This is a genomic window from Nitrosospira sp. Nsp13, from assembly GCF_900101945.1.
GTDB lineage: Bacteria > Pseudomonadota > Gammaproteobacteria > Burkholderiales > Nitrosomonadaceae > Nitrosospira > Nitrosospira multiformis_D.
Genome location: NZ_FMVD01000006.1, coordinates 65045 through 87844, shown reverse-complemented (window position 1 = coordinate 87844; position 22800 = coordinate 65045). Strand labels below are relative to the sequence as shown.

21 protein-coding genes are annotated in these 22800 nt (G+C 53.8%); 8 read left to right on the top strand and 13 right to left on the bottom strand.

Annotated features, from left to right (window positions below):
* Positions 1 to 16: 16 nt before the first annotated feature.
* Together BLO43_RS09035 and BLO43_RS09030 are read right to left on the bottom strand one after the other, a co-directional pair.
* Positions 17 to 556, bottom strand: a complete 540-nt coding sequence (locus BLO43_RS09035) for an NUDIX hydrolase (RefSeq protein WP_090906790.1) — start codon at positions 554 to 556, stop codon at positions 17 to 19.
* Positions 553 to 1713 (bottom strand): GNAT family N-acetyltransferase, encoded by a 1161-nt coding sequence (locus BLO43_RS09030; RefSeq protein ID WP_090906789.1) that lies wholly within the window; start codon positions 1711 to 1713, stop codon positions 553 to 555. The genes BLO43_RS09035 and BLO43_RS09030 overlap by 4 nt, the downstream gene beginning before the upstream one ends.
* A gap of 264 nt (positions 1714 to 1977) precedes the next feature.
* Here BLO43_RS09030 and BLO43_RS09025 point away from each other — a divergent pair, with 264 nt between their 5' ends.
* The 8 genes from BLO43_RS09025 to BLO43_RS08990 all read left to right on the top strand — a co-directional run bounded on the left by BLO43_RS09025 (position 1978) and on the right by BLO43_RS08990 (position 11437).
* Positions 1978 to 3594 (top strand): NAD+ synthase, encoded by a 1617-nt coding sequence (locus tag BLO43_RS09025; RefSeq protein ID WP_090906788.1) that lies wholly within the window; start codon positions 1978 to 1980, stop codon positions 3592 to 3594.
* A gap of 195 nt (positions 3595 to 3789) precedes the next feature.
* Positions 3790 to 4128, top strand: a complete 339-nt coding sequence (locus tag BLO43_RS09020) for a P-II family nitrogen regulator (RefSeq protein WP_074630416.1) — start codon at positions 3790 to 3792, stop codon at positions 4126 to 4128.
* Between the two features lie 186 nt (positions 4129 to 4314).
* Positions 4315 to 6021: a M48 family metalloprotease gene (locus BLO43_RS09015; RefSeq protein WP_090906787.1), complete on the top strand. Its 1707-nt coding sequence runs from the start codon at positions 4315 to 4317 to the stop codon at positions 6019 to 6021.
* A gap of 110 nt (positions 6022 to 6131) precedes the next feature.
* Complete coding sequence (locus BLO43_RS09010; protein WP_090906786.1) at positions 6132 to 7280, top strand: efflux RND transporter periplasmic adaptor subunit; 1149 nt, start codon at positions 6132 to 6134, stop codon at positions 7278 to 7280.
* A complete protein-coding gene (locus tag BLO43_RS09005) occupies positions 7280 to 8020 on the top strand; it encodes an ABC transporter ATP-binding protein (protein WP_090906785.1) in 741 nt (246 codons plus the stop codon). The genes BLO43_RS09010 and BLO43_RS09005 overlap by 1 nt, the downstream gene beginning before the upstream one ends.
* The gene (locus tag BLO43_RS09000) at positions 8017 to 9240 is read left to right on the top strand and encodes an ABC transporter permease (protein WP_074630420.1); all 1224 of its coding nucleotides are present in this window, start codon (positions 8017 to 8019) and stop codon (positions 9238 to 9240) included. The genes BLO43_RS09005 and BLO43_RS09000 overlap by 4 nt, the downstream gene beginning before the upstream one ends.
* A gap of 204 nt (positions 9241 to 9444) precedes the next feature.
* Positions 9445 to 10452, top strand: a complete 1008-nt coding sequence (locus BLO43_RS16770) for a ketopantoate reductase family protein (protein ID WP_090906784.1) — start codon at positions 9445 to 9447, stop codon at positions 10450 to 10452.
* Positions 10453 to 10462: 10 nt separating this feature from the next.
* On the top strand, positions 10463 to 11437 hold the full coding sequence (locus BLO43_RS08990) for an NAD-dependent epimerase/dehydratase family protein (protein WP_254773413.1): 975 nt from the start codon (positions 10463 to 10465) through the stop codon (positions 11435 to 11437).
* A gap of 80 nt (positions 11438 to 11517) precedes the next feature.
* On the opposite strand, the gene glmS is transcribed toward BLO43_RS08990, so the two are convergent.
* The 11 genes from glmS to BLO43_RS08930 form a co-directional block, all read right to left on the bottom strand.
* The gene (gene glmS / locus BLO43_RS08985; RefSeq protein ID WP_090906783.1) at positions 11518 to 13362 is read right to left on the bottom strand and encodes a glutamine--fructose-6-phosphate transaminase (isomerizing); all 1845 of its coding nucleotides are present in this window, start codon (positions 13360 to 13362) and stop codon (positions 11518 to 11520) included.
* A gap of 67 nt (positions 13363 to 13429) precedes the next feature.
* Positions 13430 to 14812: a bifunctional UDP-N-acetylglucosamine diphosphorylase/glucosamine-1-phosphate N-acetyltransferase GlmU gene (gene glmU, locus BLO43_RS08980; protein WP_090906782.1), complete on the bottom strand. Its 1383-nt coding sequence runs from the start codon at positions 14810 to 14812 to the stop codon at positions 13430 to 13432.
* Between the two features lie 484 nt (positions 14813 to 15296).
* Complete coding sequence (locus tag BLO43_RS08970) at positions 15297 to 15716, bottom strand: F0F1 ATP synthase subunit epsilon (RefSeq protein ID WP_090906780.1); 420 nt, start codon at positions 15714 to 15716, stop codon at positions 15297 to 15299.
* A gap of 173 nt (positions 15717 to 15889) precedes the next feature.
* Complete coding sequence (gene atpD, locus BLO43_RS08965) at positions 15890 to 17269, bottom strand: F0F1 ATP synthase subunit beta (RefSeq protein WP_074634063.1); 1380 nt, start codon at positions 17267 to 17269, stop codon at positions 15890 to 15892.
* A gap of 28 nt (positions 17270 to 17297) precedes the next feature.
* Complete coding sequence (gene atpG / locus BLO43_RS08960; RefSeq protein ID WP_074630431.1) at positions 17298 to 18179, bottom strand: F0F1 ATP synthase subunit gamma; 882 nt, start codon at positions 18177 to 18179, stop codon at positions 17298 to 17300.
* A gap of 3 nt (positions 18180 to 18182) precedes the next feature.
* Complete coding sequence (atpA, locus tag BLO43_RS08955; RefSeq protein ID WP_074630432.1) at positions 18183 to 19724, bottom strand: F0F1 ATP synthase subunit alpha; 1542 nt, start codon at positions 19722 to 19724, stop codon at positions 18183 to 18185.
* A gap of 12 nt (positions 19725 to 19736) precedes the next feature.
* A complete protein-coding gene (locus BLO43_RS08950) occupies positions 19737 to 20273 on the bottom strand; it encodes a F0F1 ATP synthase subunit delta (protein ID WP_074630433.1) in 537 nt (178 codons plus the stop codon).
* 3 nt (positions 20274 to 20276) lie between these two features.
* Positions 20277 to 20747, bottom strand: a complete 471-nt coding sequence (locus tag BLO43_RS08945) for a F0F1 ATP synthase subunit B (RefSeq protein WP_074630434.1) — start codon at positions 20745 to 20747, stop codon at positions 20277 to 20279.
* 37 nt (positions 20748 to 20784) lie between these two features.
* On the bottom strand, positions 20785 to 21057 hold the full coding sequence (gene atpE / locus BLO43_RS08940) for a F0F1 ATP synthase subunit C (RefSeq protein ID WP_004180856.1): 273 nt from the start codon (positions 21055 to 21057) through the stop codon (positions 20785 to 20787).
* A 59-nt stretch (positions 21058 to 21116) separates the two neighbouring features.
* The gene (gene atpB / locus BLO43_RS08935) at positions 21117 to 21923 is read right to left on the bottom strand and encodes a F0F1 ATP synthase subunit A (protein WP_074630435.1); all 807 of its coding nucleotides are present in this window, start codon (positions 21921 to 21923) and stop codon (positions 21117 to 21119) included.
* A gap of 18 nt (positions 21924 to 21941) precedes the next feature.
* Positions 21942 to 22295: an ATP synthase subunit I gene (locus BLO43_RS08930; protein WP_254773403.1), complete on the bottom strand. Its 354-nt coding sequence runs from the start codon at positions 22293 to 22295 to the stop codon at positions 21942 to 21944.
* Positions 22296 to 22800: the final 505 nt, after the last annotated feature.

Here is a 22800-nt window from a genome sequence, read left to right as displayed (position 1 = left end):
CCTGCGGCGCGGTGAATTACTTGCGAAGCTCTTCTATGGTACCCATGTGAAAACCTAATTTTCCTTGTTGGCGTTCCTCAAAGTAACGTTTCAGTGGCTCATGGATAACCCGAAACGCCAACGTATCCCAGGGAATCTCCGCTTCTTCAAAAAGCTGGACGTCCAGGCTCTCGATACCGGGTTTAAAATCCAGATCCAGCAATCGCGCACGAAACAGAACGTGCACCTGATTGATATGGGGAATATTATAAATGGCGTACAGGTTCCCCATTTCGACCCGTGCATTGGCTTCCTCCAGCGTTTCGCGGGCGGCACCCTGGACCAGGGTTTCGGCATTTTCCATGAAACCCGAAGGTACGGTCCATAAACCGTGACGCGGCTCGATGGCGCGCCGGCATAGCAATATCCTGTCCTCCCACTCAGGTATGCAGCCCACCACTATCTTCGGATTCTGATAATGAACAATGCTGCACGCGGGGCAAACATAACGCGGCAAGTTATCGCCTTCGGGAACGCGCAATTCAACCGGCGTGCCGCAATTACTACAGAATTTCATCTCTCTTTGTCTTTCCTGAATGGCGAGCTCTCATTCAGCTCATCCAGATAATGATTGATATCCTGTGCTTCGTGCTTCAGATAATTCCCGATAGCAGCGGCGAATTCCGGGTGTGCAAGCCAGTGCGCCGACCAGACACGTACGGGAAGAAAGCCGCGCGCAAGCTTATGCTCTCCCTGTGCGCCGCCTTCAAACAACGCGATACGATGGGCAATACAGAATTCGATGGCTTGATAGTAGCAGGTCTCGAAATGCAGTCCAGGGACAAATTCCATCGTACCCCAATAACGCCCATATAACGTGCGGGAGTTATGCAAATTTAGCGCAGCGGCAACGGGTTGATCATCGCGCAACGCCAGAATCAGCAATAGATTTTCCGGCATGCTTTTGCCGAGCCGCAAAAAGAATTCCAGATTGAGATAAGGCATGGAATGGTGATCGCGGTAAGTTTTATTGTAGCAGTTGACGAAGAAACGCCAGTGATCATGACTTGCGTCATATCCGGACAGCCACTGAAAGCGGATACCTTCCGCATGAACCTTGCGCCGTTCCTGCCGGATTTTCTTGCGTTTGCCATGGCTCAACTCCGCCAGAAACGCTTCGAAATCTTCATAACCGCCAGCCTCCCGATTCTTCCAGTGAAACTGGATACCGTGCCGTAACGTCATTCCCGCCATCTCCATTTCCAGCGCCTCATCCTCGCGGGGGAACAGGCAGTGGAACGATGACACGCTTGTTTCCACGTTTTTGTCTTTTGCCATTCTCAATGCAGCCGAAACCAGCAAGGCGCGATGCTCCGCGGTTCCCGCCAGCAACCGCTGTCCGGTAATAGGGCTGAAAGGTACCGCGCTCAGCAGCTTGGGGTAATACGCATAGCCGCAGCGTCGATAAGCATCCGCCCAGGCCCAGTCGAATACATACTCCCCATAAGAATGGTTTTTCAGATAAAGCGGCAACGCACCCCGCAGGGTGCTTCCTTCCCACAGGGTAATAAATTGCGGCAGCCAGCCAGTTTTCCCTGAGACGCAGCCGGTATCATGCATGGCGGAAAAGAATTCATGCTGCAGGAACGGATCGTCCCCGGCCAGCATGTTCCATGCCTTCACAGAAATACCGTCGAGCGAATTGATTACTTTTACTTCAAATCCTGGAATCATGAAGAATTTTCACGCACGTGCCGGGATCACCGCAGAGTGGTAGAGTGCCAATAAGCAAAGCGCATCGCGCTGAATGTCGATTTTCACATTCAAGCACATTTTCATGGTCCCCGCCAGCATACCAGCCATGCCGGGAGCAGTCTTGCGGTCCGCGAAGGAGGATTCATTCTGGTATTATCCCAGGTTCCAGGTCAGGTTAGCACAGCTAACCTGACAACCTCCTGCCAGCAACGCAGAGATAGTGCCCATTAACCCTGCCTTATCATGAAGCTCGCCATTGCCCAGATTAATTGTACAGTCGGCGACCTTGGCGGCAATATCCGCAAAATACTCGATTACGCCAATCTGGCTAAAAGTGCCGGAGCCGGGTTAGTTGTCACACCCGAGCTGGCACTGTCGGGCTACCCACCGGAAGATCTTCTCCTGCGCCACGGATTCCAGCTCGCATGTGAACAAGCGCTTGCAGACCTGGCCAAAGAAATAAGTAGTGTAACGCTACTGGTAGGGCATCCGCATCTCGCGGATAACAAACTCTATAATGCAGCCTCGGTGATACGCGACGGCAAAATTATCGCCACCTATCACAAGAATCTGCTTCCCAATGACTCTGTGTTCGACGAGCGGCGTTATTTCGAACCAGGTTCCGATTCCTGTCTGTTTGAACTGGAAGGGATAAGATTCGGCGTCAACATCTGTCAGGATATCTGGCACGGAAATACAGCCACCCGCGCCAGAAAGGCAGGAGCCGACGTGCTGATAGTGCTCAATGCTTCTCCTTATCACATGCACAAACAAGCCTTGCGCCACCAGATTGTGCGTCAGCGCACCAGCGAAACGGGAATGTCCATGATTTATGCCAATCTGGTAGGCGCACAGGATGAACTGATATTCGATGGCGCTTCCTTTGCAATGAATGGCAGAGGTGAGCTGACGCATCAATTCAATACGCTCACGGAAACCCTTGGCTTGATCGAATTGCAAGACGGTGCTCCCGTGCACGGGGAAATCACAGCGTCGCAAACGCTGGAAGCAACCGTTTATCAGGCATTGTGTCTTGGCCTCAAGGATTATGTGGGAAAGAATGGCATACCGGGCGTGCTGCTGGGGCTTTCCGGCGGCGTGGATTCGGCGCTCACGCTGGCGGTCGCGGTGGATGCGCTGGGTGCCGACAGGGTGGAAGCGGTCATGATGCCATCACCCTTTACCGCCGATATCAGCTTACTGGATGCGCGCACGATGGCCAGGACATTAAGTGTGCGCTACAGCGAACTTTCCATCCAGCCGGTGTTTAACGAATTCCTTGATACGCTGGCAAAGGGGTTCCCGGAGCCGCCTAGTCATAATTGCCCCGATACCACGGAGGAAAATCTACAAGCACGTATACGCGGCAATTTACTGATGGCGTTATCCAACAAATACGGTTCCATTGTGCTCACGACCGGCAACAAATCCGAAATAGCCGTAGGCTACTGTACGCTTTATGGCGATATGGCGGGCGGCTTCGCGGTGCTGAAGGATATCACCAAAACCCTGGTGTACCGGCTTTGCCACTACCGCAATACGCTGGGCCACGTGATCCCCGAACGCGTCATCAGCCGCGCGCCTTCGGCCGAGTTGCGTCCGGACCAGACCGATCAGGACAGCCTGCCGCCTTACGACGTACTCGACGGCATCGTTGAAGCGTATATGGAGCACAATTTGTCGTTGCGGGAAATCCTGGAAATGAACTATGCCGAAGCGGACGTGCGGCGCGTGGTGCACCTGATCCGCCTGAATGAATATAAACGCCGCCAGAGCCCGCCCGGTATCCGAATCACCCAGCGCGGTTTCGGCAAGGATTGGCGTTATCCGATTACGTCAAAATATCAGGATGAGTTTTAATCACCTATGGACAATCGGCAATCAAGCGGGATTTAAAATTCCAGAACCCCGTATAATCAGCTTCCAAATACGGCGGAGGGCTACCACACACCGCTGCTATAAACACGACGGTAATTCGTTATAAAAAACACATCCGACTAAGTTAACCTAAGTTAACTCAGGACAACCAGGGTAACGTATCATGAGAAACGCAACATGAAGAAAATCGAGGCTATTATCAAACCTTTCAAGCTCGACGAAGTATGCGAAGCGCTCAATGAAGCCGGCGTGAGTGGATTAACCATCACTGAAATCAAGGGATTCGGCAGGCAAAAAGGCCACACCGAACTCTATCGAGGCGCGGAATATGTGGTGGATTTTCTGCCGAAGATAAAAATTGAAATAGTGGTGCCTGAAGCACTGGTGGACGGCGTTATCGATACCATCGTTAACGTTGCGCGCACCGGCAAGATTGGGGATGGCAAGATTTTCGTCACAAGCATAGAACAGGTGGTGAGAATCCGTACCGGCGAGATAGGCGAGACAGCAATTTAAAACCCCATACCTTGTACGAATGCTGGCGTCAGCGAGATTATGGAAGGAATACGGATCGCCTGGTTTCGGCATTAACGTCCTTCTCTGATTATGTTGTAGCTTTGCACCCACGCACAGTCCCCTCGTGTTCCCTGCCAAGTACCGACGCACGTTGGAACTTCATCCGGATACGGTTATCTTATCCTCATGAAATTTCGCTATTTGATGGTGGCTTTACCGCTACTGTTCCCGGTCAATATTTTTGCCGCGGGGCTACCTGATCTCGGCGATGCATCCCAGGCGACTTTTTCGCCACAGGAAGAGCGTGAACTCGGACTGCGGATCATGCGCGAAATTCGCGCAGACCCCAGTTATCTTGACGATGCCGAAGTCGCCGGTTATCTCACCCATCTCGGGAACCGTTTGCTTCTGAACTCACGTGAGTCGCGTCCCGACCAGGAGTTCGAGTTCTTTGCGATAAAAGATCCGATGATCAATGCGTTTGCACTGCCCGGCGGCTTTATGGGCTTCAATACCGGCCTTATTCTGACCGCGCAAAGTGAATCGGAGCTGGCTGGCGTAATGGCGCATGAAATCGCGCACGTGACCCAGAAACACCTCGCGCGCATGATTGCCGGACAGCGATACAGCATTCTAACCTCTCTGGCGGCAGTCGCATTGGCGGTTCTGGCTTCGCGCACAAACCCGCAGGCGGCGCAAGCCGTTCTGATTGGCTCGCAGGCCCGCCAAATTCAGTCACAGCTGGATTTCACCCGTGACCACGAAAAAGAGGCCGATCGTATCGGCCTGAATATACTGATTAGCGCCGGTCTTGACCCACGCGGGATGTCAGAATTTTTCGAACGTTTACAGACGGCTGGAAGATTCCGTGAGAATGGCGCACCTTCATACCTGCGCACCCACCCCATTACTTATGAGCGAATCGCGGATATTGATAACCGCACGCATAGTTTGCCTTACCGCCAGGTTCCCGACAGTCTCGATTTCCAGCTGGTACGAGCCAAGCTGCGAGCCACTATGGGTACTCCCGGCGAGGCGGTTGAATTCTTTGACTCCGCTTTGCGGGAGAAGCGTTATAGCACTGAAGCTGTCGAGCGCTATGGACTGATCAGTGCTTTGTTGCGAGACAGAAAATTCTTGCGCGCGGACAAAGAATTAATGCAACTGTATGAAAACTTGCAGTCCGACGCCGATGAGGCCTTGGAGAATCACCATTTGACCGTGGCTCCCCAGAATACCTATAAAACACCGCTGTCGAGCGACATGATCGAGACACTTGCGGAGCGTGCCCGGCTCGCCGTGGGGCAACCCGCGGAAGCGCTCGATATTTACAAAACCGACCCACGAATATATCGGCCGCACCGCGCATCGAATCATTACACCAGTATGGACAAAACGCCGGAAAATCACCGCCTCGGTACCACGATCCAGATTACACGTAAATCATTACAGCCAAGCGCCATGATCGAAACCCTTGCGGCACGAGTTAAACTCGCCATGGGACAAACCGCGGAAGCGCTCGATATTTATGAAGCCGCGCTACGAACCTATCCACAGCACCGGGCATTAATCTACGACTACACCGACGCGCTGCTGCGCGCCAATAGCGCCGATGCTGCGCTCAAGTTTGTTAACCAGCAATTGCAGTATATGCCCAACGACATACGTCTTTACCAGCTGCAGGCACAAAGCTACGGTGCGCTCGGGGACATGATGATGCAGCACCGCGCGCAAGCGGAGGTCTATACGCGTCAAGGCAACGTCCATGCCGCTATCGAACAGCTGCAGATCGCGTTGAAAGGTGACGATGGCGACTTCTACCAGAAATCCAGCGCGGAGGCGCGCCTCAAAGAATTGCGCGTCCTGGCCGAGGCGCAAAAGAAAGAGAAATGAGGCTCGACAGGCCATTCTCGCTTACAGGATGATTTCTAAACACCGCGCACTCAGGTAACATTCGGCTTTCATTTTTCCCCACCCTGGCACCGGATACTCCTGAGTTACGTATGACATCTTTCCCCCGCGCCAGGCTGCTTGTCCTCATCGTGGCACTGCTATCAGCCTTGATTGGTTTTTGGTACTGGCAAACGAAACCCGGCTCCAATCAGGAACGCTACAAAACCCAGACAGTGGACCGCGGCGATATTGTACAGAATATCTCCGCCAACGGTACCCTCAACCCCGTTGTGCTGGTTAATGTCGGCACCCAGGTATCAGGGACGGTATACAAGCTTTACGCGGATTTCAACGACACGGTCGAAGAGGGGCAAATACTGGTAGAACTCGATCCATCGCTGTTTCAGGCCCAATTGCGGCAGTCGGAAGCTAATGTAATAAACGCCCGAACGGCGTTGAAGCTGGCCAATAACAAGATGACCCGTAACCGTGCCCTGGTGGAACAGGGCTTTATTTCCCCCGATGCCCTGGACGCAGTCGAACAAATACTCGAGGGCGCTCGCGCCCAGCTTGCGGTCAGTGAAGCACAGCTTGCGCGCGATCGTACCAATCTCAATTACAGTGTGATCCGTTCACCCATTTCCGGCGTAGTCATTGCGCGCAATGTGGATATCGGCCAGACGGTGGCAGCAAGCTTCCAGACGCCCGTCTTGTTCCAGATTGCCAAGGATCTGCGCCAGATGCAGATTGACACCAGTGTGGCGGAAGCGGACATCGGCCAGCTGCATCTCGGCCAAGTGGTCAACTTTACCGTCGATGCTTTTCAGGAGCGTGAATTCACCGGTACGGTAAAACAGGTGCGTCTCAATCCCACTATCCAGCAGAATGTGGTGTCATACAATGTGGTCGTAGCGGTGGAAAATGACGAAGGGGTACTGCTCCCCGGCATGACCGCCAATGTACGCTTTACCGTCAATCAGAAAAAAGACGTACTGCGGATTCCCAATGCGGCATTGCGCTATAAGCCAGCCGAGAACGACTCGGATGCCGTGACGCCAGCCGCCAGGCAGCCAGGCAGGCAAATGGTTTATCGGCTGGAAGAAGGCAAAGCCGTCCCCGTCAGTATCAAAACCGGCATTGCCGATAACAGTTTCACCGAAATCCTGGGAGACGCAATCAAGCCCGGCGATAAACTGATCATTCGTGAGGTCGCCGACAAGGACAAGTCCGGCAGTAAACTCAGGTTCAGAATGTTCTGATGTCCCTCCTCGAACACCACGTTGCCGGTGAAACGCTGCTCAAGGTGGAGAATCTTTGCAAGATTTACAGCCTGGATAGCGGGGTTAAAGGAGGCGGAACGATCAATAGCCAAGTGCTGTTCGATGTGAACCTGACTATTGAACGAGGAGAATTCGTCGCCATCATGGGGCATTCCGGTTCCGGCAAATCCACGCTCATGAATATACTTGGCTGCCTGGACACGCCTACCAGCGGGCACTATTGGCTCGATGGACGCGATATCGCATCGCTTTCGGACGATGAACTCGCGCGCGTGCGTAATCACAACATCGGTTTCGTGTTTCAGGGTTTCAACCTGCTTAAACGCATGACGGCGCTGGATAACGTCGCCACTCCGCTACTCTATGCCGGGGCGACCCGCTCGGAAAGCCGCAAGCGCGCGCTGGAACTCTTGCGTCAGACCGGCCTGGGGAATTTTGCCGCGTATCAACCCAATCAGCTATCCGGCGGACAGCAGCAACGCGTGGCGATCAGCCGCGCGCTGGTCAACAATCCGCAACTGATCCTTGCGGATGAGCCCACCGGCAATCTCGACACCCAGACCAGCCGTGAAATCATGGCGATTTTCGAGCAGCTCAATCGCGAGCAGGGTATTACGATTGTGCTTGTCACTCACGAAGACGACATAGCCGCCTGCACCCGGCGGTTGGTTCGGTTGCAGGACGGGCGCATCGTGCATGATGGCGCGGTGCCCGCATGAGTCTTCTCGCAATCATCGGCGAAGCACTGCGGGCGCTGCGGCTCAATCGCCTGCGCACCGGCCTGACCATGCTCGGCATGATCATCGGCGTGGCAGCGGTGGTATTGATGCTCGCTGTGGGCCAGGGTGCGCAAACCACGGTGAATCAGGCTATCAGCTCGATGGGCAGCAATCTTTTCATCGTCGTACCCGGCGCCACCTCTTCAGGCGCGCTGCGTTCCGGCGCCGGCAGCGTGCAAACCCTGACGATGGGCGATGCGCAAGCCATCGCTCATCTGCCTTCGATCAAGGCAACGGCGCCGCTCATCACCGGTACGGCGCAACTTAATTATGGCGCAAATAACTGGAGTACCTCTGTCACGGGCGTCACGCCGGATTATTTCAAGGTGCGTGACTGGCCTGCGGAAAGCGGTGCATTATTTACCGAGGCCGATTTGCGTTCCGCCGCGCGCGTCGTAGTGCTAGGGCAATTGACCGCGAAAAACCTCTTCGGCGATGAAGACCCAACGGGAAAGACTATTCGTATCAAAAACAGTCCTTTTCTGGTCGCGGGCGTCCTCGCCCCTAAAGGACAAAGCCTGGACGGACGCGACCAGGATGACGCCGTGTTTATTCCCATCGCCACCGGACAAAGTCAGATTTTTGGCAACCAGTTTCCCGGAACGATACGTTTTCTAATGGTGCAAGGCCGATCGGACGAAGTGATGGATGAAGCCGAAACCGAAATTAACCAGTTGTTGCGCCAGCGCCATCGTCTTGCCGAGGGAACGGAAAACGATTTCACCGTACGTAACATGGCCGCGCTCGCCGCCGTGGCAACGGGTGCAGCCAAAGTCATGTCCATCATGCTGGGCTCCATCGCATCCATATCATTGCTGGTAGGCGGCATCGGCATCATGAATATCATGCTGGTGTCGGTAACCGAGCGTACCCGCGAAATCGGCATCCGCATGGCCATCGGCGCCAACCGCCGCGCCATTCTCACTCAATTTCTGCTGGAGGCGCTGGTCATCTGCATCATGGGTGGACTCATAGGCGTTGCCATTGGCATCGGCGGTGCCTGGGCCGTGAGTCAGGCGACGGATATGGTGGTGGTGATCACGTTCGGGATGGTCGCACTGGCATTTGCTTTCGCCTCAGCGGTGGGGATATTTTTCGGGTTTTATCCGGCGAGAAAGGCGGCGGCGTTGAAACCGGTGGAAGCGCTGCGGTATGAATGAAGCACACGCCACAAAATGCATAAATCTTGCGAAAATAGGCAAGATCAATAACTGTGATCTGTCCCGGGTACTCTCATCCCGGGTGCTACCGTGCTCCAGTACCTCATGCGCAGTTATTGATCTCAGTGATGCTGGATATAAACTCAAAATTGAAATGGTGGAAAATACTGGACTATCCACCTCAATGAGGCGACACTCTCAACTATGAAATCATCAGCTCATATTATTGGCGCCGGAGGCATTGGCATTGCCGCAGCGGCATGTCTTGTGCGGGCTGGCTGGGATGTGACGATGATTGAGTCAAACCCTGAAAAGGTTGCCGCTGGATGCCGCAAGGAAATGACGCTTGATGGTCAGCCCATTCAAGGCGTGCACTTTGTCCACTTTGATGAGTGGGTGCCTCCCATGGACAAGGTGGTATTGCTATGCACAAAAACATTCGACAACGCTGCCATCCTGCAGCGCCTTGCGAATACTCAAACACTGGTTTTCCCCATTCAAAATGGCTACGACAGAACACTTGAACAATGTAGTCACCCTGCGGAAGCCATTGCTTCATTCGTTTCCGAATGCCCTAACAATCGCCTCAGTGCTCGCATCACACGCGCCGGGGCACTACACATTGGACCACGGCGCAAAGTAAGCAGCGGCGAACGTGAATGCATCAACGCGCTCGTCTCCGTCTTTGCCAAAGGCAAACTATTTCCAGTCGAGTGCGTCGCGGATATTGGGCCATTTAAATCGACAAAACTGATGTACAACGCCGCTATTTCGCCGCTGGCGGCAAGCGCGGGCGTTGACAATGCGGAATTGCTCATCGATCCTCTCACGCAAAAACTGTTCTTCGCCTTGTTGCGGGAAAATTATTCTATCCTGCGTCACGCCGGCCTCAAGCTGGAAAAGATCGGCCCGTTCCATCCCGACACGGTCATGCGCATATTGCAAACCCCGCTCCTGCCCAGACTCATGGGACTGTTTTTCCGCCCTTCGTTGCGTGGAACATATTGCTCCATGAGTCCGGATATGGGAAGCGGTTACACGGAAATTGATGCTTACAACGGGCACCTTATTCGGCTTGCAGGCTACTTTCCTTGTCCAATCAATAACGCCGTTATCAATCTGGTTGATCGAATCTCTCGCGAACGGCTCGTTCAGACACGAGCGCATCTTCACCACCTCGTGATGTCACTTCCGAATGGAGTGTTGAATTGAATTGAATTTGGTGACAGGGGGGGCGGGGTTTATCGGGTCACATCTCGTCCAACAATTACTCAACAACAATGAACTCGTGCGGGTGCTTGAGCATCCCTCTACGATGGTAGGGCACTTGCCCCTTGAGCGCATTGAACTTGTTCGAGCAGATATTCGTGACTCAGGTGCGATGCGCAATATCATGCGCGGCTGCGACCGTGTCTATCACTTGGCTGCTGATCCCAATCTTTGGCGTCGCAATCGCTATGAATTTGACCAAATCAATCATGTTGGTACGCTCAATGTCATGCATGCCGCCCTCGACAGCGGAGTAAGTCGAGCGTTATATGTAAGTACCGAAAGCATTCTCACCTCTGATCAATCCTGTGGCGAAGCCGTCGAGTCTGTGCGCTTTCGCGAAGAAGACATGATCGGACCCTACTGCTTGAGCAAATTCCGTGCTGAACAAGCGATGTTCAAGCTTGCCGATGCCGGTGCCCCGATAATCGTATGCAGTCCCACATTACCCATCGGACCTGGAGATCGAAAGCAAACGCCTCCAACTCGCCTGGCAGTTGCATTCTGTCAGGGAAAGATTCCAGCATATCTTGATTGCAAATTAAATCTGATTGATGTTCGCGACGCTGCTGACGGATTGGTGCGTGCGATGCAACGGGGTCGACCGGGTATTCGGTATTTGCTCGGCGGACACAACTATCGATTGATCGAGTGGCTTCAAGTTCTTGGAGATATCGTGAATCGTTCGGCACCACAATGGATTATTCCCTATCCGGTGGCACTGGCCGTTGGCTGGTTTAGTGAATTGTGGGCCGACCACATCTCGCATCGGATGCCTATGACGACTGTCACGGGCGTGCGACTTACAAAACGTTCCATGCACTTCGATGCTTCAGAAACCTTTGCCGAACTGGGTTTGAAGCCACGGCCCGTGGAAGAATCGACACGGGATGCTGTGAACTGGTATCGTCAGCAGCGTTGGATCTAACTCGACGAGGCCCGCGACACTTTAATGCCCCACCCAAACGATATCAAGCGCGCAACGGGCGTGATTCAAACTTTCATCTGTTATTCCACCGTTACGGATTTAGCCAGATTACGTGGTTTATCCACGTCGGTACCCTTTTGTAGCGCAACATGATAAGCCAGCAATTGCAGGGGGATGGTATGAAGGATGGGGCTGAGCGACCCGGCATGTTCCGCCAGGCGGATGATATGCACGCCTTCGCTTTCCTGAATGTGGGAATCGGCATCGGCGAAAACGTAGAGTTCACCACCGCGCGCACGGACTTCCTGCAGATTGGATTTGAGTTTTTCCAACAGCGCGTCATTGGGCGCAATGGCGACCACCGGCATATCCTTGTCCACCAGTGCGAGCGGACCATGCTTCAATTCCCCGGCGGCGTAGGCTTCGGCGTGGATGTAGGAAATTTCCTTGAGCTTGAGCGCGCCTTCCATGGCGATGGGGTAGTGTACGCCGCGTCCGAGAAACAAGGCATGACGTTTTTGGGCAAATCCTTCTGCCCAGATCTTGACCTGCGGTTCCACTTGCAGCGCATGTTGCAGCGCGACGGGCAGGTGCCGCAGCGCGGCAATGATCTCGCGTTCGCCCTCATCGGATAACTTGCCGCGCAGTTTTGCCAACGTCATGGCAAGCAGCATCAGCGCCGCCAACTGGGTGGTGAATGCCTTGGTGGAGGCGACGCCAATCTCCGGGCCGGCGCGGGTGAGAAAGCGCAGATCGGTCTGCCGCACCAGGGCGCTTTCCGCCACATTGCAGATGGCAAGGCTGTGGCGATGCCCGAGGGATCGGGCGTAGCTGAGCGCGGCCAGCGTATCCGCTGTCTCCCCCGATTGGGAAATCCCCACCACCAGCGCGTTGGGGCTGGCAACCGGGTCACGGTAGCGGTATTCGCTGGCAATCTCGACATTGCAGGTCAACCCTGCCAGCGTTTCCAGCCAGTAGCGCGCAACCAAGCCCGCGTGGTAGCTGGTACCGCAGGCGAGTATCAGAATGCTGTCGGTGGTTTTGAAGATATCCTCCGCTTCGCTGCCAAACAGGCGGGGAGAGATAGAGTGTGCATTGAGCACCATTTCCAGCGTATTCGCCACGACACCCGGCTGTTCGAATATTTCCTTCTGCATGAAATGGGCATAAGGTCCCATATCCACCGCCTCGTTGGTCAGCTCGCTTTCATGGACGGGGCGAATCACTTCCTTGCGCGTACCATTGTGGAGGCTGACAATCCGGTAGCTGTCGCGGCGCAGCTCGGCCACATCGCCTTCTTCCAGGTAGATCATCTGCTTCGTCACCTGCAACAAGGCGGAGGCGTCGGAGGCCGCATAGTTGCCGGATTCGCTTAATCCCAATAACAGCGGTGCGCCGTTGCGAGAAACAACGATACGCTCTGGATGCGCTTCTTCCATCACGGCGATGGCATAGGCACCTTGCAATTCGTCTACGGAACGGCACACCGCCTCGAAAAGATCGGAGGTTTCCCTCAGATTAAATGTAATGAGATGAGCGATAACTTCGGTGTCGGTGTCAGAAGTGAATTGAAATCCCAAGCTCTGTAACCGTTGCCGCAGGAGTTCATGATTTTCGATGATGCCGTTGTGCACGACCGCCACTTTCGAGATTTCACCGGAAAAATGAGGGTGGGCGTTGCGCTCGGAAGGTGCGCCGTGAGTCGCCCAACGGGTGTGGGCGATGCCGATCTCGCCGTGAAAATCCTGCTCGTCCGCCAGCTTGCTGAGTTCGGCGACCCGCCCGGTGGTGCGCAATCGGTGCAATCCGCCATTCATCAGCGCGAGCCCGGCGGAATCGTAACCCCGGTATTCGAGACGCCGCAAACCTTCCAGCAGGGCCGGAACAATGTTATTTCTGGCTACCGCACCGACTATTCCGCACATTGATCAATTTCCTCTCTGTTTCGTTCCGGGGAGTTACAAGATTGAGAAAGTTTTGCTGTTCCACATTTCATTTGTCGCCCTTCGGTTTTTTTACGGGCCGCTTCCATCCATCGACACTCATCTGTTTGGCGCGTGACAACGTCAGTGTCTCCGGCGGTGTATCTTTGGTGATGGTCGAACCTGCGCCAATGGTCGAGCCTTGCGCCACTCTCACCGGCGCGACCAGTTGCGTATCGGAGCCGACGAAAACGTCGTCCTCGATGATGGTCTGGTATTTGTTGGCGCCATCGTAGTTGCAGGTAATCGTCCCGGCACCGATGTTGACATTCTTGCCCACTATGGAGTCGCCGATGTAACTCAGATGATTCGCCTTGCTGCCGGCGGCGATGGTGCTATTTTTGACCTCGACGAAATTACCGATATGCACTTCGTTGGCAAGCCTTGTTCCAGGACGGATGCGGGCGTAAGGACCAATGCGGCAATCCTTTCCGATTTCGGCGGACTCGATCAGGCTGAAGGGGGCGATCGCCGAGCCCGCCGCAACTTTGACATTTTTCAGGATAGTGTGAGCGCCGACTTTCACGCCGTCGGCCAGCTGTACATGGCCCTCAAAAATGCAATTGATGTCGATCTCCACATCCCTGCCGCAGTCGAGTTGACCGCGAATATCGATGCGAGACATATCGGCCAGTGTCACTCCTTGATCCAGCAGTTTTTTTGCGTACTCACTCTGGTAAATACGCTCAAGCGCGGTCAGGTGCGTCTTGCTATTAACGCCGGTCGTTTCCCAATCGTACGCGGGCTGGGCTGCTTGCACCTTGACGCCATCCTTGACCGCCATCGCCACAATATCGGTCAGGTAATACTCCTTTTGCGCATTCTTGTTTTCCAGCTTATGCAGCCAGCCGTGGAGATATAGATTTGGAATCACCATGATGCCGGTATTGATCTCGCGGATTTGCCGCTGGGCTTTGCTGGCGTCCTTCTCTTCGACGATGGCAACGATTCCACCCGTTTCATCATCCCGAACAATTCTCCCATAGCCGGCGGGATCAGCCAGCTCTACCGTCAGCAGGGCGAAACTTTTCGACTCCGCCGTTGCGATCAACCTCCTCAGGGTTTCGATGCTGGTCAGCGGCACATCGCCGTACAACACGAGTGTCATGCCGGTGTTGTCCAGGTGCGGCAGCGCTTGCATCAGCGCATGGCCGGTGCCCAGTTGCGGCGTCTGTTGCACCCAGGTAAGGCCCTCGTCGCCAATCGCTTGAGGCACGGCCTCGCCGCCATGTCCGTAGACCACACAAATGCCCTGTGGCGACAATGAGCGGGCCGTATCGAGCACATGTCCGAGCAAGGGTTTCCCGGCCAGCGGATGTAAAACCTTGGGCAGTGCGGAATGCATGCGCTTGCCGAGTCCGGCAGCGAGAATGACGATATTTAAATTAGACATTAAGAATAGTAAGGAATCCCGGCTGCAAGCAGCAGGCATGACTATTTTGTGTATTGGTCGCAGACGGTAAACAGTTCAGGGAAATACTATTGATCCAGCGAGCAAACAGTATAAGCGTCATGTCAGCGAAAGCCGGCATCCAACGAGATGCAAAGTACACCGTTACCGGTTTTGGCTGGATTCCAGATCAGGCCGGAATGACGAAACCATGGTATTTTCCCGGCGAACAAATAACTATAAACGTTTCGGTCCTGGAAAGGATGACGCTAATTTATCACATTGCGCGCTCAAAATCCAAGTGCTGCATCTTTTTGCATAAATTGGCGTGACCTTACCGCAACCGCTTTGATGGGATTTTAATATACGTCGGTTCTATTTCACTACCGTGTCAATAACCCCAACTTTTCCAAACGTTGGGGCTTATTCCCAGGAATAAAAAAGGCGGCTATCGCCGCCTTTGCCGGAACTCGCACATGCTGCTGGATCAGTGCTTACGTTTTCTCAGCTTCTGGATCGCCGCCAATTGCGCTACCGCTTCGCCTAGTTCAGCCTGCGCCTGTGCATAATCCATTGCGGAGATACGGTCCTGCATGGCCTCTTCCGCCCGTTTCTTGGCTTCGATTGCTTTTGTCTCGTCGAGATTTGCCCCACGTATAGCAGTGTCGGCCAGGATGGTCACCACGTCCGGCTGGATTTCCAGCAAGCCGCCCGAGACATAGACAAGCTCTTCTTCCTTCAACGGCGCTTTGATGCGTACTGCCCCGGGCTTGATCCGGGTCAGCATCGGGGTGTGTTGCGGATAAATACCCACTTCTCCCGCCTCCGCCGGAGCCACCAGGAACTCTGCGGGACCGGAATAAATGGATTCCTCGGCACTGACAATATCAACGTGAAAAATGCCCATTTTACCTTCTGTTCATCATTTGATCGGCTGGCTTACATTGTATGCCGGTAAACCATTTTCAGCGTGAAAATGCAATCCGATGATGGGTTACGCTTCGCTTCACCCATCCTGCCGAAATCGTATAGAGACATATATATTCATGAAGCCAGCTTCATGAATAACCCTTTTCCTTTCTATTGCAGGGTCTTGGCTTTCTCGACCGCTTCGTCTATGCCCCCGACCATATAGAATGCCTGTTCCGGCAAATGGTCATAATCTCCGGCAACGATGCCTTTGAAACCTTTAATAGTTTCCTTCAGCGATACATATTTGCCCGGAGAGCCGGTGAATACTTCCGCCACATTAAAAGGTTGCGATAGGAAGCGCTGAATCTTGCGCGCTCTTGCCACAGCCAGCTTATCTTCGGGGGATAATTCATCCATCCCCAGAATGGCAATGATGTCACGCAACTCCTTGTAGCGCTGCAGCGTCTGCTGCACGTCACGCGCGGTATTGTAATGCTCTTCGCCAACCACCAGCGGATCAAGCTGGCGTGAAGTGGAATCGAGCGGATCCACCGCCGGATATATTCCCAGCGAAGCAATATCGCGGGATAACACCACGGTTGCATCCAGGTGGCCGAAGGTCGTGGCAGGCGATGGGTCGGTCAAATCGTCCGCAGGCACATAGACAGCCTGAATCGACGTAATGGAACCCGACTTGGTGGAGGTGATGCGCTCCTGCAGACGGCCCATTTCCTCGGCCAGGGTCGGTTGGTAGCCCACTGCGGATGGCATCCGGCCCAGCAACGCCGATACTTCGGTGCCCGCCAGGGTAAAGCGGTAGATATTATCGACGAACAGCAGCACGTCACGGCCTTCGTCACGGAAAAATTCAGCCATGGTCAAGCCTGTCAGCGCCACGCGCAACCGGTTGCCGGGTGGCTCATTCATTTGCCCGTACACCAGCGCCACCTTGTCCAGCACGTTGGAGTCTTTCATTTCGTGGTAAAAATCGTTGCCTTCGCGGGTCCGTTCGCCCACACCTGCAAATACCGAAAAACCACTGTGCTCGATGGCGATATTGCGAATCAATTCCATCATGTTAACGGTCTTGCCCACGCCCGCGCCACCAAACAGGCCAACCTTGCCGCCTTTGGCGAAGGGGCAGACCAGATCGATAACCTTGATACCCGTTTCGAGTAATTCGGTGGATGCGGCAAGCTCGTCAAACGCCGGTGCTTTCCGGTGTATCGACATGGCCTTTTCCGCACCGATGGGTCCCATTTCGTCAATCGGCTTTCCCAGAACGTCCATGATCCGGCCTAAAGTCTTCGTGCCCACCGGCACCTGAATCTGGTCACCGGTATTCGTTACCATCATGCCACGGCGCAGCCCGTCTGAAGACCCGAGTGCGATCGTACGCACAATACCGTCGCCTAACTGCTGCTGCACTTCGAGTGTTAACTCCGTGCCTTCCAGCACCAGTGCGTCATACACTTTTGGCATTTCTTCCCGTGAAAATTCGACGTCAACCACCGCACCGATACACTGAACAATTTTTCCCTGGTTCATGTTGTTCCCTAAATGCAAATCAAAATATTTAAACGGCTGCCGCGCCACCGACGATTTCGGACAATTCCTTGGTAATGGCAGCCTGACGTGATTTATTGTAAATCAGCGTCAATTCATCGATCACATTACTGGCATTATCCGACGCGGCCTTCATCGCCACCATGCGCGCCGATTGCTCGGATGCCATGTTTTCGGTCAACGCCTGGTAAATCAGCGCCTCGACGTATCGCACCATGATATCGTCAATGACCGGCTTGGCTTCGGGCTCGTAGATATAATCCCATACGCCGCGTTGCCCGGTAGGACCGTCCCCGGACTTGAGACGTTCGTCGGAAAGCGGGAGCAATTGCTCCATTACCGGCTCCTGTTTCATCGTATTGATGAAACGCGTGTAAAAAATATAAACACGATCGAAGCGATCCTGAGTGTAGCCATCCAGGATAACTCTTACCGCGCCAATCAGCTTTTCCAGATCCGGCGTATCTCCCAAGCTTACAACGTACGAAATGACGTTGGCACCAAGCCGGTTCATAAAACCGAGACCCTTGTTACCGATACAGCACGCCTCGATCTGCTCACCTTCCGCTTCCCATGCCTTCATTTTGCTCACAGCCATACGCAACACGTTCGTGTTGAGCCCACCGCACAAACCTTTATCGGACGTAACCACAACAATACCGATCCGTTTTACGGTGTCGCGCTCCACCAGAAATGGATGATGGTATTCAGTGTAAGCACGGCTCATATGCGCGGCAACGTTACGAATCTTATCGCCGTAGGGACGCGCTTTTTTCATGCGCTCCTGTGCTTTGCGCATTTTGGAGGCGGCCACCATTTCCATGGCGCGCGTGATCTTCTGCGTATTTTTTACGCTTTTGATCTTATTGCGTATTTCTCTGCTGCCAGCCATCGTTTAATAGGTTCCGTTCTTCTTGAAGTCCTGAATTGCGGCATCGAGCTCTTTCTCGGTTGCTGCATCGAGGTCCTTGGTGCTCTCGATTTTATCAATAATAGCGCTATATAGTCTCCGGATATGGCCCTTGAGTGCCGATTCGAATGCTAGTCCGCGCTTGACTTCCACATCGTCCAGATATCCCTTGTTGACAGCGAACAAGGTAATGGCCATTTCGGATACGCTCAAGGTGGCATACTGCGGCTGCTTCATCAGTTCAGTCACCATTTTTCCGCGTTCCAATTGCTTGCGAGTCGCTTCATCAAGATCCGATGCAAACTGCGCAAACGCCGCAAGTTCGCGATATTGCGCCAATGCGAGACGTACACCGCCACCCAATTTCTTGATAACCTTAGTCTGAGCCGCGCCACCCACGCGCGACACCGAAACCCCCGCATTGATCGCGGGACGGATACCGGCGTTGAATAAATCGGTTTCCAGAAATATCTGGCCATCGGTAATCGAGATGACATTGGTGGGAACGAAAGCGGTTACGTCACCCGCCTGAGTCTCAATCACTGGAAGTGCGGTGAGCGAACCCGTTTTACCTTTCACCGCGCCATTGGTGGCTTTTTCAACGTATGCCGCACTCACCCGCGCGGCGCGTTCCAGCAAACGCGAATGCAGATAAAATACGTCACCGGGATAGGCTTCCCGTCCGGGTGGACGCCGCAGCAGCAGTGAGATCTGCCGGTAAGCCCATGCCTGCTTGGTTAGATCGTCATAAATGATGAGAGCGTCTTCACCCTTATCGCGAAAGTATTCGCCCATGGTGCAGCCGGAATAAGGTGCGATGAACTGCATTGCCGCGGATTCGGATGCAGTGGCAGCCACCACAATCGTGTACTCCATCGCGCCATGCTCTTCCAGTTTGCGTACGACGTTGGCGATGGATGATGCTTTCTGTCCGATCGCGACGTAGATGCAGACCATCTTTTCGCCCTTCTGATTGATGATCGCGTCCACCGCCACGGCAGTCTTGCCCGTCTGACGGTCGCCGATAATCAATTCGCGCTGACCACGCCCGATGGGAACCATGGCATCGATGGACTTGAGTCCGGTCTGAACCGGTTGATTCACCGATTGACGCCATATCACACCCGGTGCAATTTTTTCAATCGGCTCGGAGTGCTTCGTGGCTATCGGACCTTTACCGTCGATCGGTTGCCCAAGCGCATTGACTACGCGGCCCATCAACTCCTCGCCTACCGGCACCTCCAGGATACGGCCGGTACACTTGACGATATCGCCTTCGGTAATATGCTCGTATGAGCCCATGATTACCGCACCCACGGAGTCACGCTCGAGATTGAGTGCGAGACCAAACGTATTGCCGGGGAACTCCAGCATCTCACCTTGCATCACGTCGGAGAGACCATGAATACGCACGATACCGTCAGTTACTGAAACAATCGTGCCCTGTGTACGGACTTCCGCGGAGACGGCCAGCCCCTCGATTCTGCTTCTAATCAGCTCACTGATTTCGGATGGATTTAACTGCATTTCAAATAACTCCTAGCTTTTAAGTGCAACAGCCATGGCTTCCAGTTTACCGCGCACGGAGGTATCCAGTACTTCGTCGCCGATTTCAACCTTCACCCCGCCTATCAATTCCGGATCAATACTTACCTTGGCCTCTATTTTGCGCTTGAACTTGGCTTCAAGGTTAACCACCAGTTCTTTCAATTGCTCATCACTCATGGCAAATGCGGAAGCGATCTTCGCGCCCAGCACACCTTCGTGCTGTGTCTTCAGCTGTTCAAACAACTCGCTCACCTCGGGCAATATCGCGATCCGGCCATTTTCCGCCAGTAGAACGATGAAATTGCGGCCCGCTTCATTGAAGCTGTCGCCGCCTATACTGAGAAGCAACTCGCCCAATCGCCTGGCCGGCACTTTTGGATTACCAATGAGCGCACGTATATTGCCGTCTGCGGCGATGGTGGCCGCCAGTTGCAGCATCTCGGACCAGGCAGGGAGTGTATCAGCCGCTTTGGCCAGCCTGAAGACGGCTTCCGCGTAAGGTCGTGCGATCGTGCGGGCTTCAGCCATTGCCTAGAGCTCCGCTTTAATGGAGGCGAGCAGATCAGCGTGCGTTTTGGCATCGACTTCACGGTGCAGGATCTTCGCAGCGCCTGCCAAAGCCAGGTCGGCCACGTGTTGCCGTAATGCTTCCCTGGCACGGAAGACTTCCTGTTCGATCTCTGCCTTGGCACCGACGAGGATACGACTACCTTCATCCTTTGCGACGTTCTTCGCTTCCTCGACAATCTCGGACGCGCGTTTTTCGGCCTGAGCGATGATATCGGCCGCCCGATGCTTGGCCTCTCTCACCACATCGGCGGAACGGTGGCTTGCCAGCTCCAATTCCTGTTTGCCCCGCTCGCCCGCCGCCAGACCGTCGGCAATGGTTTTCTGCCGGGTTTCGATTGCGCGCATCAACGGCGGCCACACAAACTTGACCGTGAACCAGATAAATATGGCGAACGCCATCGCTTGAGAAAAAAGCGTGAAATTGATATTCATGGCTAGTCTCTGATTATGATACCGGGGGCAGGCATTATTACTTGATGACAGCCAGCAATGGATTTCCGAATGCAAAGAGCATCGCCAGACCCACACCGATAATGAAGGATGCGTCGATCAATCCGAGTAACAGGAACACTTTGCCTTGTAGCGTCGGGATCATTTCCGGCTGGCGGGCGGCGCCCTCAAGGAAGCTGCTGCACATGATACCGATACCGATACAGGCGCCCGCGGCACCGAGACCGATCATCAGGCCGATACCAATGCCTGTGTAGGCCTGAATCATCGCCAAGTATTGCAAATTGTCCATCTCGTTTTCCTCTCGTCGTGGTGATAAATAATAGTTTGTAGTGGCAGATAGGAGTTAAATCAGTGCGACTCGTGCGCCATGGAAAGATAAACCACCGTCAGCATCATGAAAATAAACGCTTGCAGTGTAATGATTAAAATATGGAAAATGGCCCATCCCGCCCCCAGCAGGGTGCCAAACACGGTACCGGCCAAGCCGGTGGCGGCCCACATACCGATCAGCAGAAAAATAATTTCCCCGGCGTAGATGTTTCCGTAAAGGCGCAAGGAGTGGGAAAGCGGCTTGGAAACGTATTCGACCAGATTGAATAAGATATTGACCGGCCACAGAATTGGATTCTTGCCAAATGGAGTACATACCAGTTCATGAATCCAGCCGCCCAGTCCCTTTACTTTTATGTTGAAAAAAATCATCAGTAACCATACCGATAGCGCCAGCGCAAACGTGGTATTGATGTCGGTGGTCGGCACGCTGCGCCAGTTGTGCAGACCCAGCAGTTCATAAACCGCGGCCATGATATCGATGGGCAGGAGATCCATCGCATTCATCATGAGCACCCATACAAATACCGTAAGGGCCGCGGGTGCAACAAACTTGTGACGGTCGCCGTGGAAAGTGCTTTTGACTTGATCATCGATGAATTCAATGGATAGCTCGACAAATGCCTGGCGCTTGCTGGGAACACCGGATGTCGCACCACGCACGACCCACCACAGAAAACCAAAGCTGATGACGCCTAGCAGTACTGCCATCGCCAGCGTATCCACATGCAATGTCCAGAATGCGCCCTCACCCAATGAACTCGTCAGATTGGTAAGGTGATGCGACATGTAAGAAGTTGGAGTAAGTTCTGTGCCTGATGCCATTTTTATTGTCTATTCAAACTATTTAATCCCGGCAGCGTTTGTTTCATCCGTTACAAACAGCGCCATGCCAAAAATCAGTACCGTCACCGCGAACGTTCCTATAAAACCGACCGCGACCACATCCTCATAAAGCGTCAAAACAAGCCAGAGTAATATGATCATGGTGATGATCTTTATCGCCTCCGCTTTCAGTGCCGTTATCAGCACGCCCCCCGCAGTGGCGCCCTGGTAGTGCGAGATCACCGTCGCAAAGGCGGCGGCGGAAATAATGCTGATCACCCCTCCCAATAACGCGGAAGCCGCGCCATGAAATCCCCACAGCAGGCCAAGGATCAGCACCATCGCCACGGTGACGATCATTTGCCAACGCATGACAATGCGCACCGGCTTGTTTCGTATCCAAGGCATATTGTTGGTGTCTGTCAGAAAACAGCGGCTTGGCGTGACACTGGGCGGGTTGAAATTTTTTTCACAAGATCTGAATTTTCATTTCCCCCAGCCGGTGCCCCTCTCGGGGTTCATCTTTGGGCCAGCCGAAACGGTAAAACTCCACGATCCGGCACTGACTGAATTTCAAAACACGCGGATTTTAATCTGCTTGCGCCCGCCAGTCAATGGGAAGTCTTCCCGGTATATCCGTGAGTCACTACGAAAGTTATTAAAAGCATCACATTACGCGCGAAATTGATACGGTTGCCACAGGTATCAGGCAGGGGCCATTCCACGGCAACCCATCTTTGAAAACAGCCGTTTTTATAGCGTTTAACGATGGGAACCGCGAAAGATCGGAAAAAAATTGTTACGTCCAGGAATTGAGGCGGTATGGATAAATGATGAAATTCCGACTGAATGATTGCTCCCACACCATCCGATTACG

Bases quoted from the DNA above. Each gene is read 5' to 3' on its own strand.
- BLO43_RS09035 (WP_090906790.1), bottom strand. From the start codon at position 556: ATGAAATTCTGTAGTAATTGCGGCACGCCGGTTGAATTGCGCGTTCCC.
- BLO43_RS09030 (WP_090906789.1), bottom strand. From the start codon at position 1,713: ATGATTCCAGGATTTGAAGTAAAAGTAATCAATTCGCTCGACGGTATT.
- BLO43_RS09025 (WP_090906788.1), top strand. From the start codon at position 1,978: ATGAAGCTCGCCATTGCCCAGATTAATTGTACAGTCGGCGACCTTGGC.
- BLO43_RS09020 (WP_074630416.1), top strand. From the start codon at position 3,790: ATGAAGAAAATCGAGGCTATTATCAAACCTTTCAAGCTCGACGAAGTA.
- BLO43_RS09015 (WP_090906787.1), top strand. From the start codon at position 4,315: ATGAAATTTCGCTATTTGATGGTGGCTTTACCGCTACTGTTCCCGGTC.
- BLO43_RS09010 (WP_090906786.1), top strand. From the start codon at position 6,132: ATGACATCTTTCCCCCGCGCCAGGCTGCTTGTCCTCATCGTGGCACTG.
- BLO43_RS09005 (WP_090906785.1), top strand. From the start codon at position 7,280: ATGTCCCTCCTCGAACACCACGTTGCCGGTGAAACGCTGCTCAAGGTG.
- BLO43_RS09000 (WP_074630420.1), top strand. From the start codon at position 8,017: ATGAGTCTTCTCGCAATCATCGGCGAAGCACTGCGGGCGCTGCGGCTC.
- BLO43_RS16770 (WP_090906784.1), top strand. From the start codon at position 9,445: ATGAAATCATCAGCTCATATTATTGGCGCCGGAGGCATTGGCATTGCC.
- glmS (WP_090906783.1), bottom strand. From the start codon at position 13,362: ATGTGCGGAATAGTCGGTGCGGTAGCCAGAAATAACATTGTTCCGGCC.
- glmU (WP_090906782.1), bottom strand. From the start codon at position 14,812: ATGTCTAATTTAAATATCGTCATTCTCGCTGCCGGACTCGGCAAGCGC.
- BLO43_RS08970 (WP_090906780.1), bottom strand. From the start codon at position 15,716: ATGGGCATTTTTCACGTTGATATTGTCAGTGCCGAGGAATCCATTTAT.
- atpD (WP_074634063.1), bottom strand. From the start codon at position 17,269: ATGAACCAGGGAAAAATTGTTCAGTGTATCGGTGCGGTGGTTGACGTC.
- atpG (WP_074630431.1), bottom strand. From the start codon at position 18,179: ATGGCTGGCAGCAGAGAAATACGCAATAAGATCAAAAGCGTAAAAAAT.
- atpA (WP_074630432.1), bottom strand. From the start codon at position 19,724: ATGCAGTTAAATCCATCCGAAATCAGTGAGCTGATTAGAAGCAGAATC.
- BLO43_RS08950 (WP_074630433.1), bottom strand. From the start codon at position 20,273: ATGGCTGAAGCCCGCACGATCGCACGACCTTACGCGGAAGCCGTCTTC.
- BLO43_RS08945 (WP_074630434.1), bottom strand. From the start codon at position 20,747: ATGAATATCAATTTCACGCTTTTTTCTCAAGCGATGGCGTTCGCCATA.
- atpE (WP_004180856.1), bottom strand. From the start codon at position 21,057: ATGGACAATTTGCAATACTTGGCGATGATTCAGGCCTACACAGGCATT.
- atpB (WP_074630435.1), bottom strand. From the start codon at position 21,923: ATGGCATCAGGCACAGAACTTACTCCAACTTCTTACATGTCGCATCAC.
- BLO43_RS08930 (WP_254773403.1), bottom strand. From the start codon at position 22,295: ATGCGTTGGCAAATGATCGTCACCGTGGCGATGGTGCTGATCCTTGGC.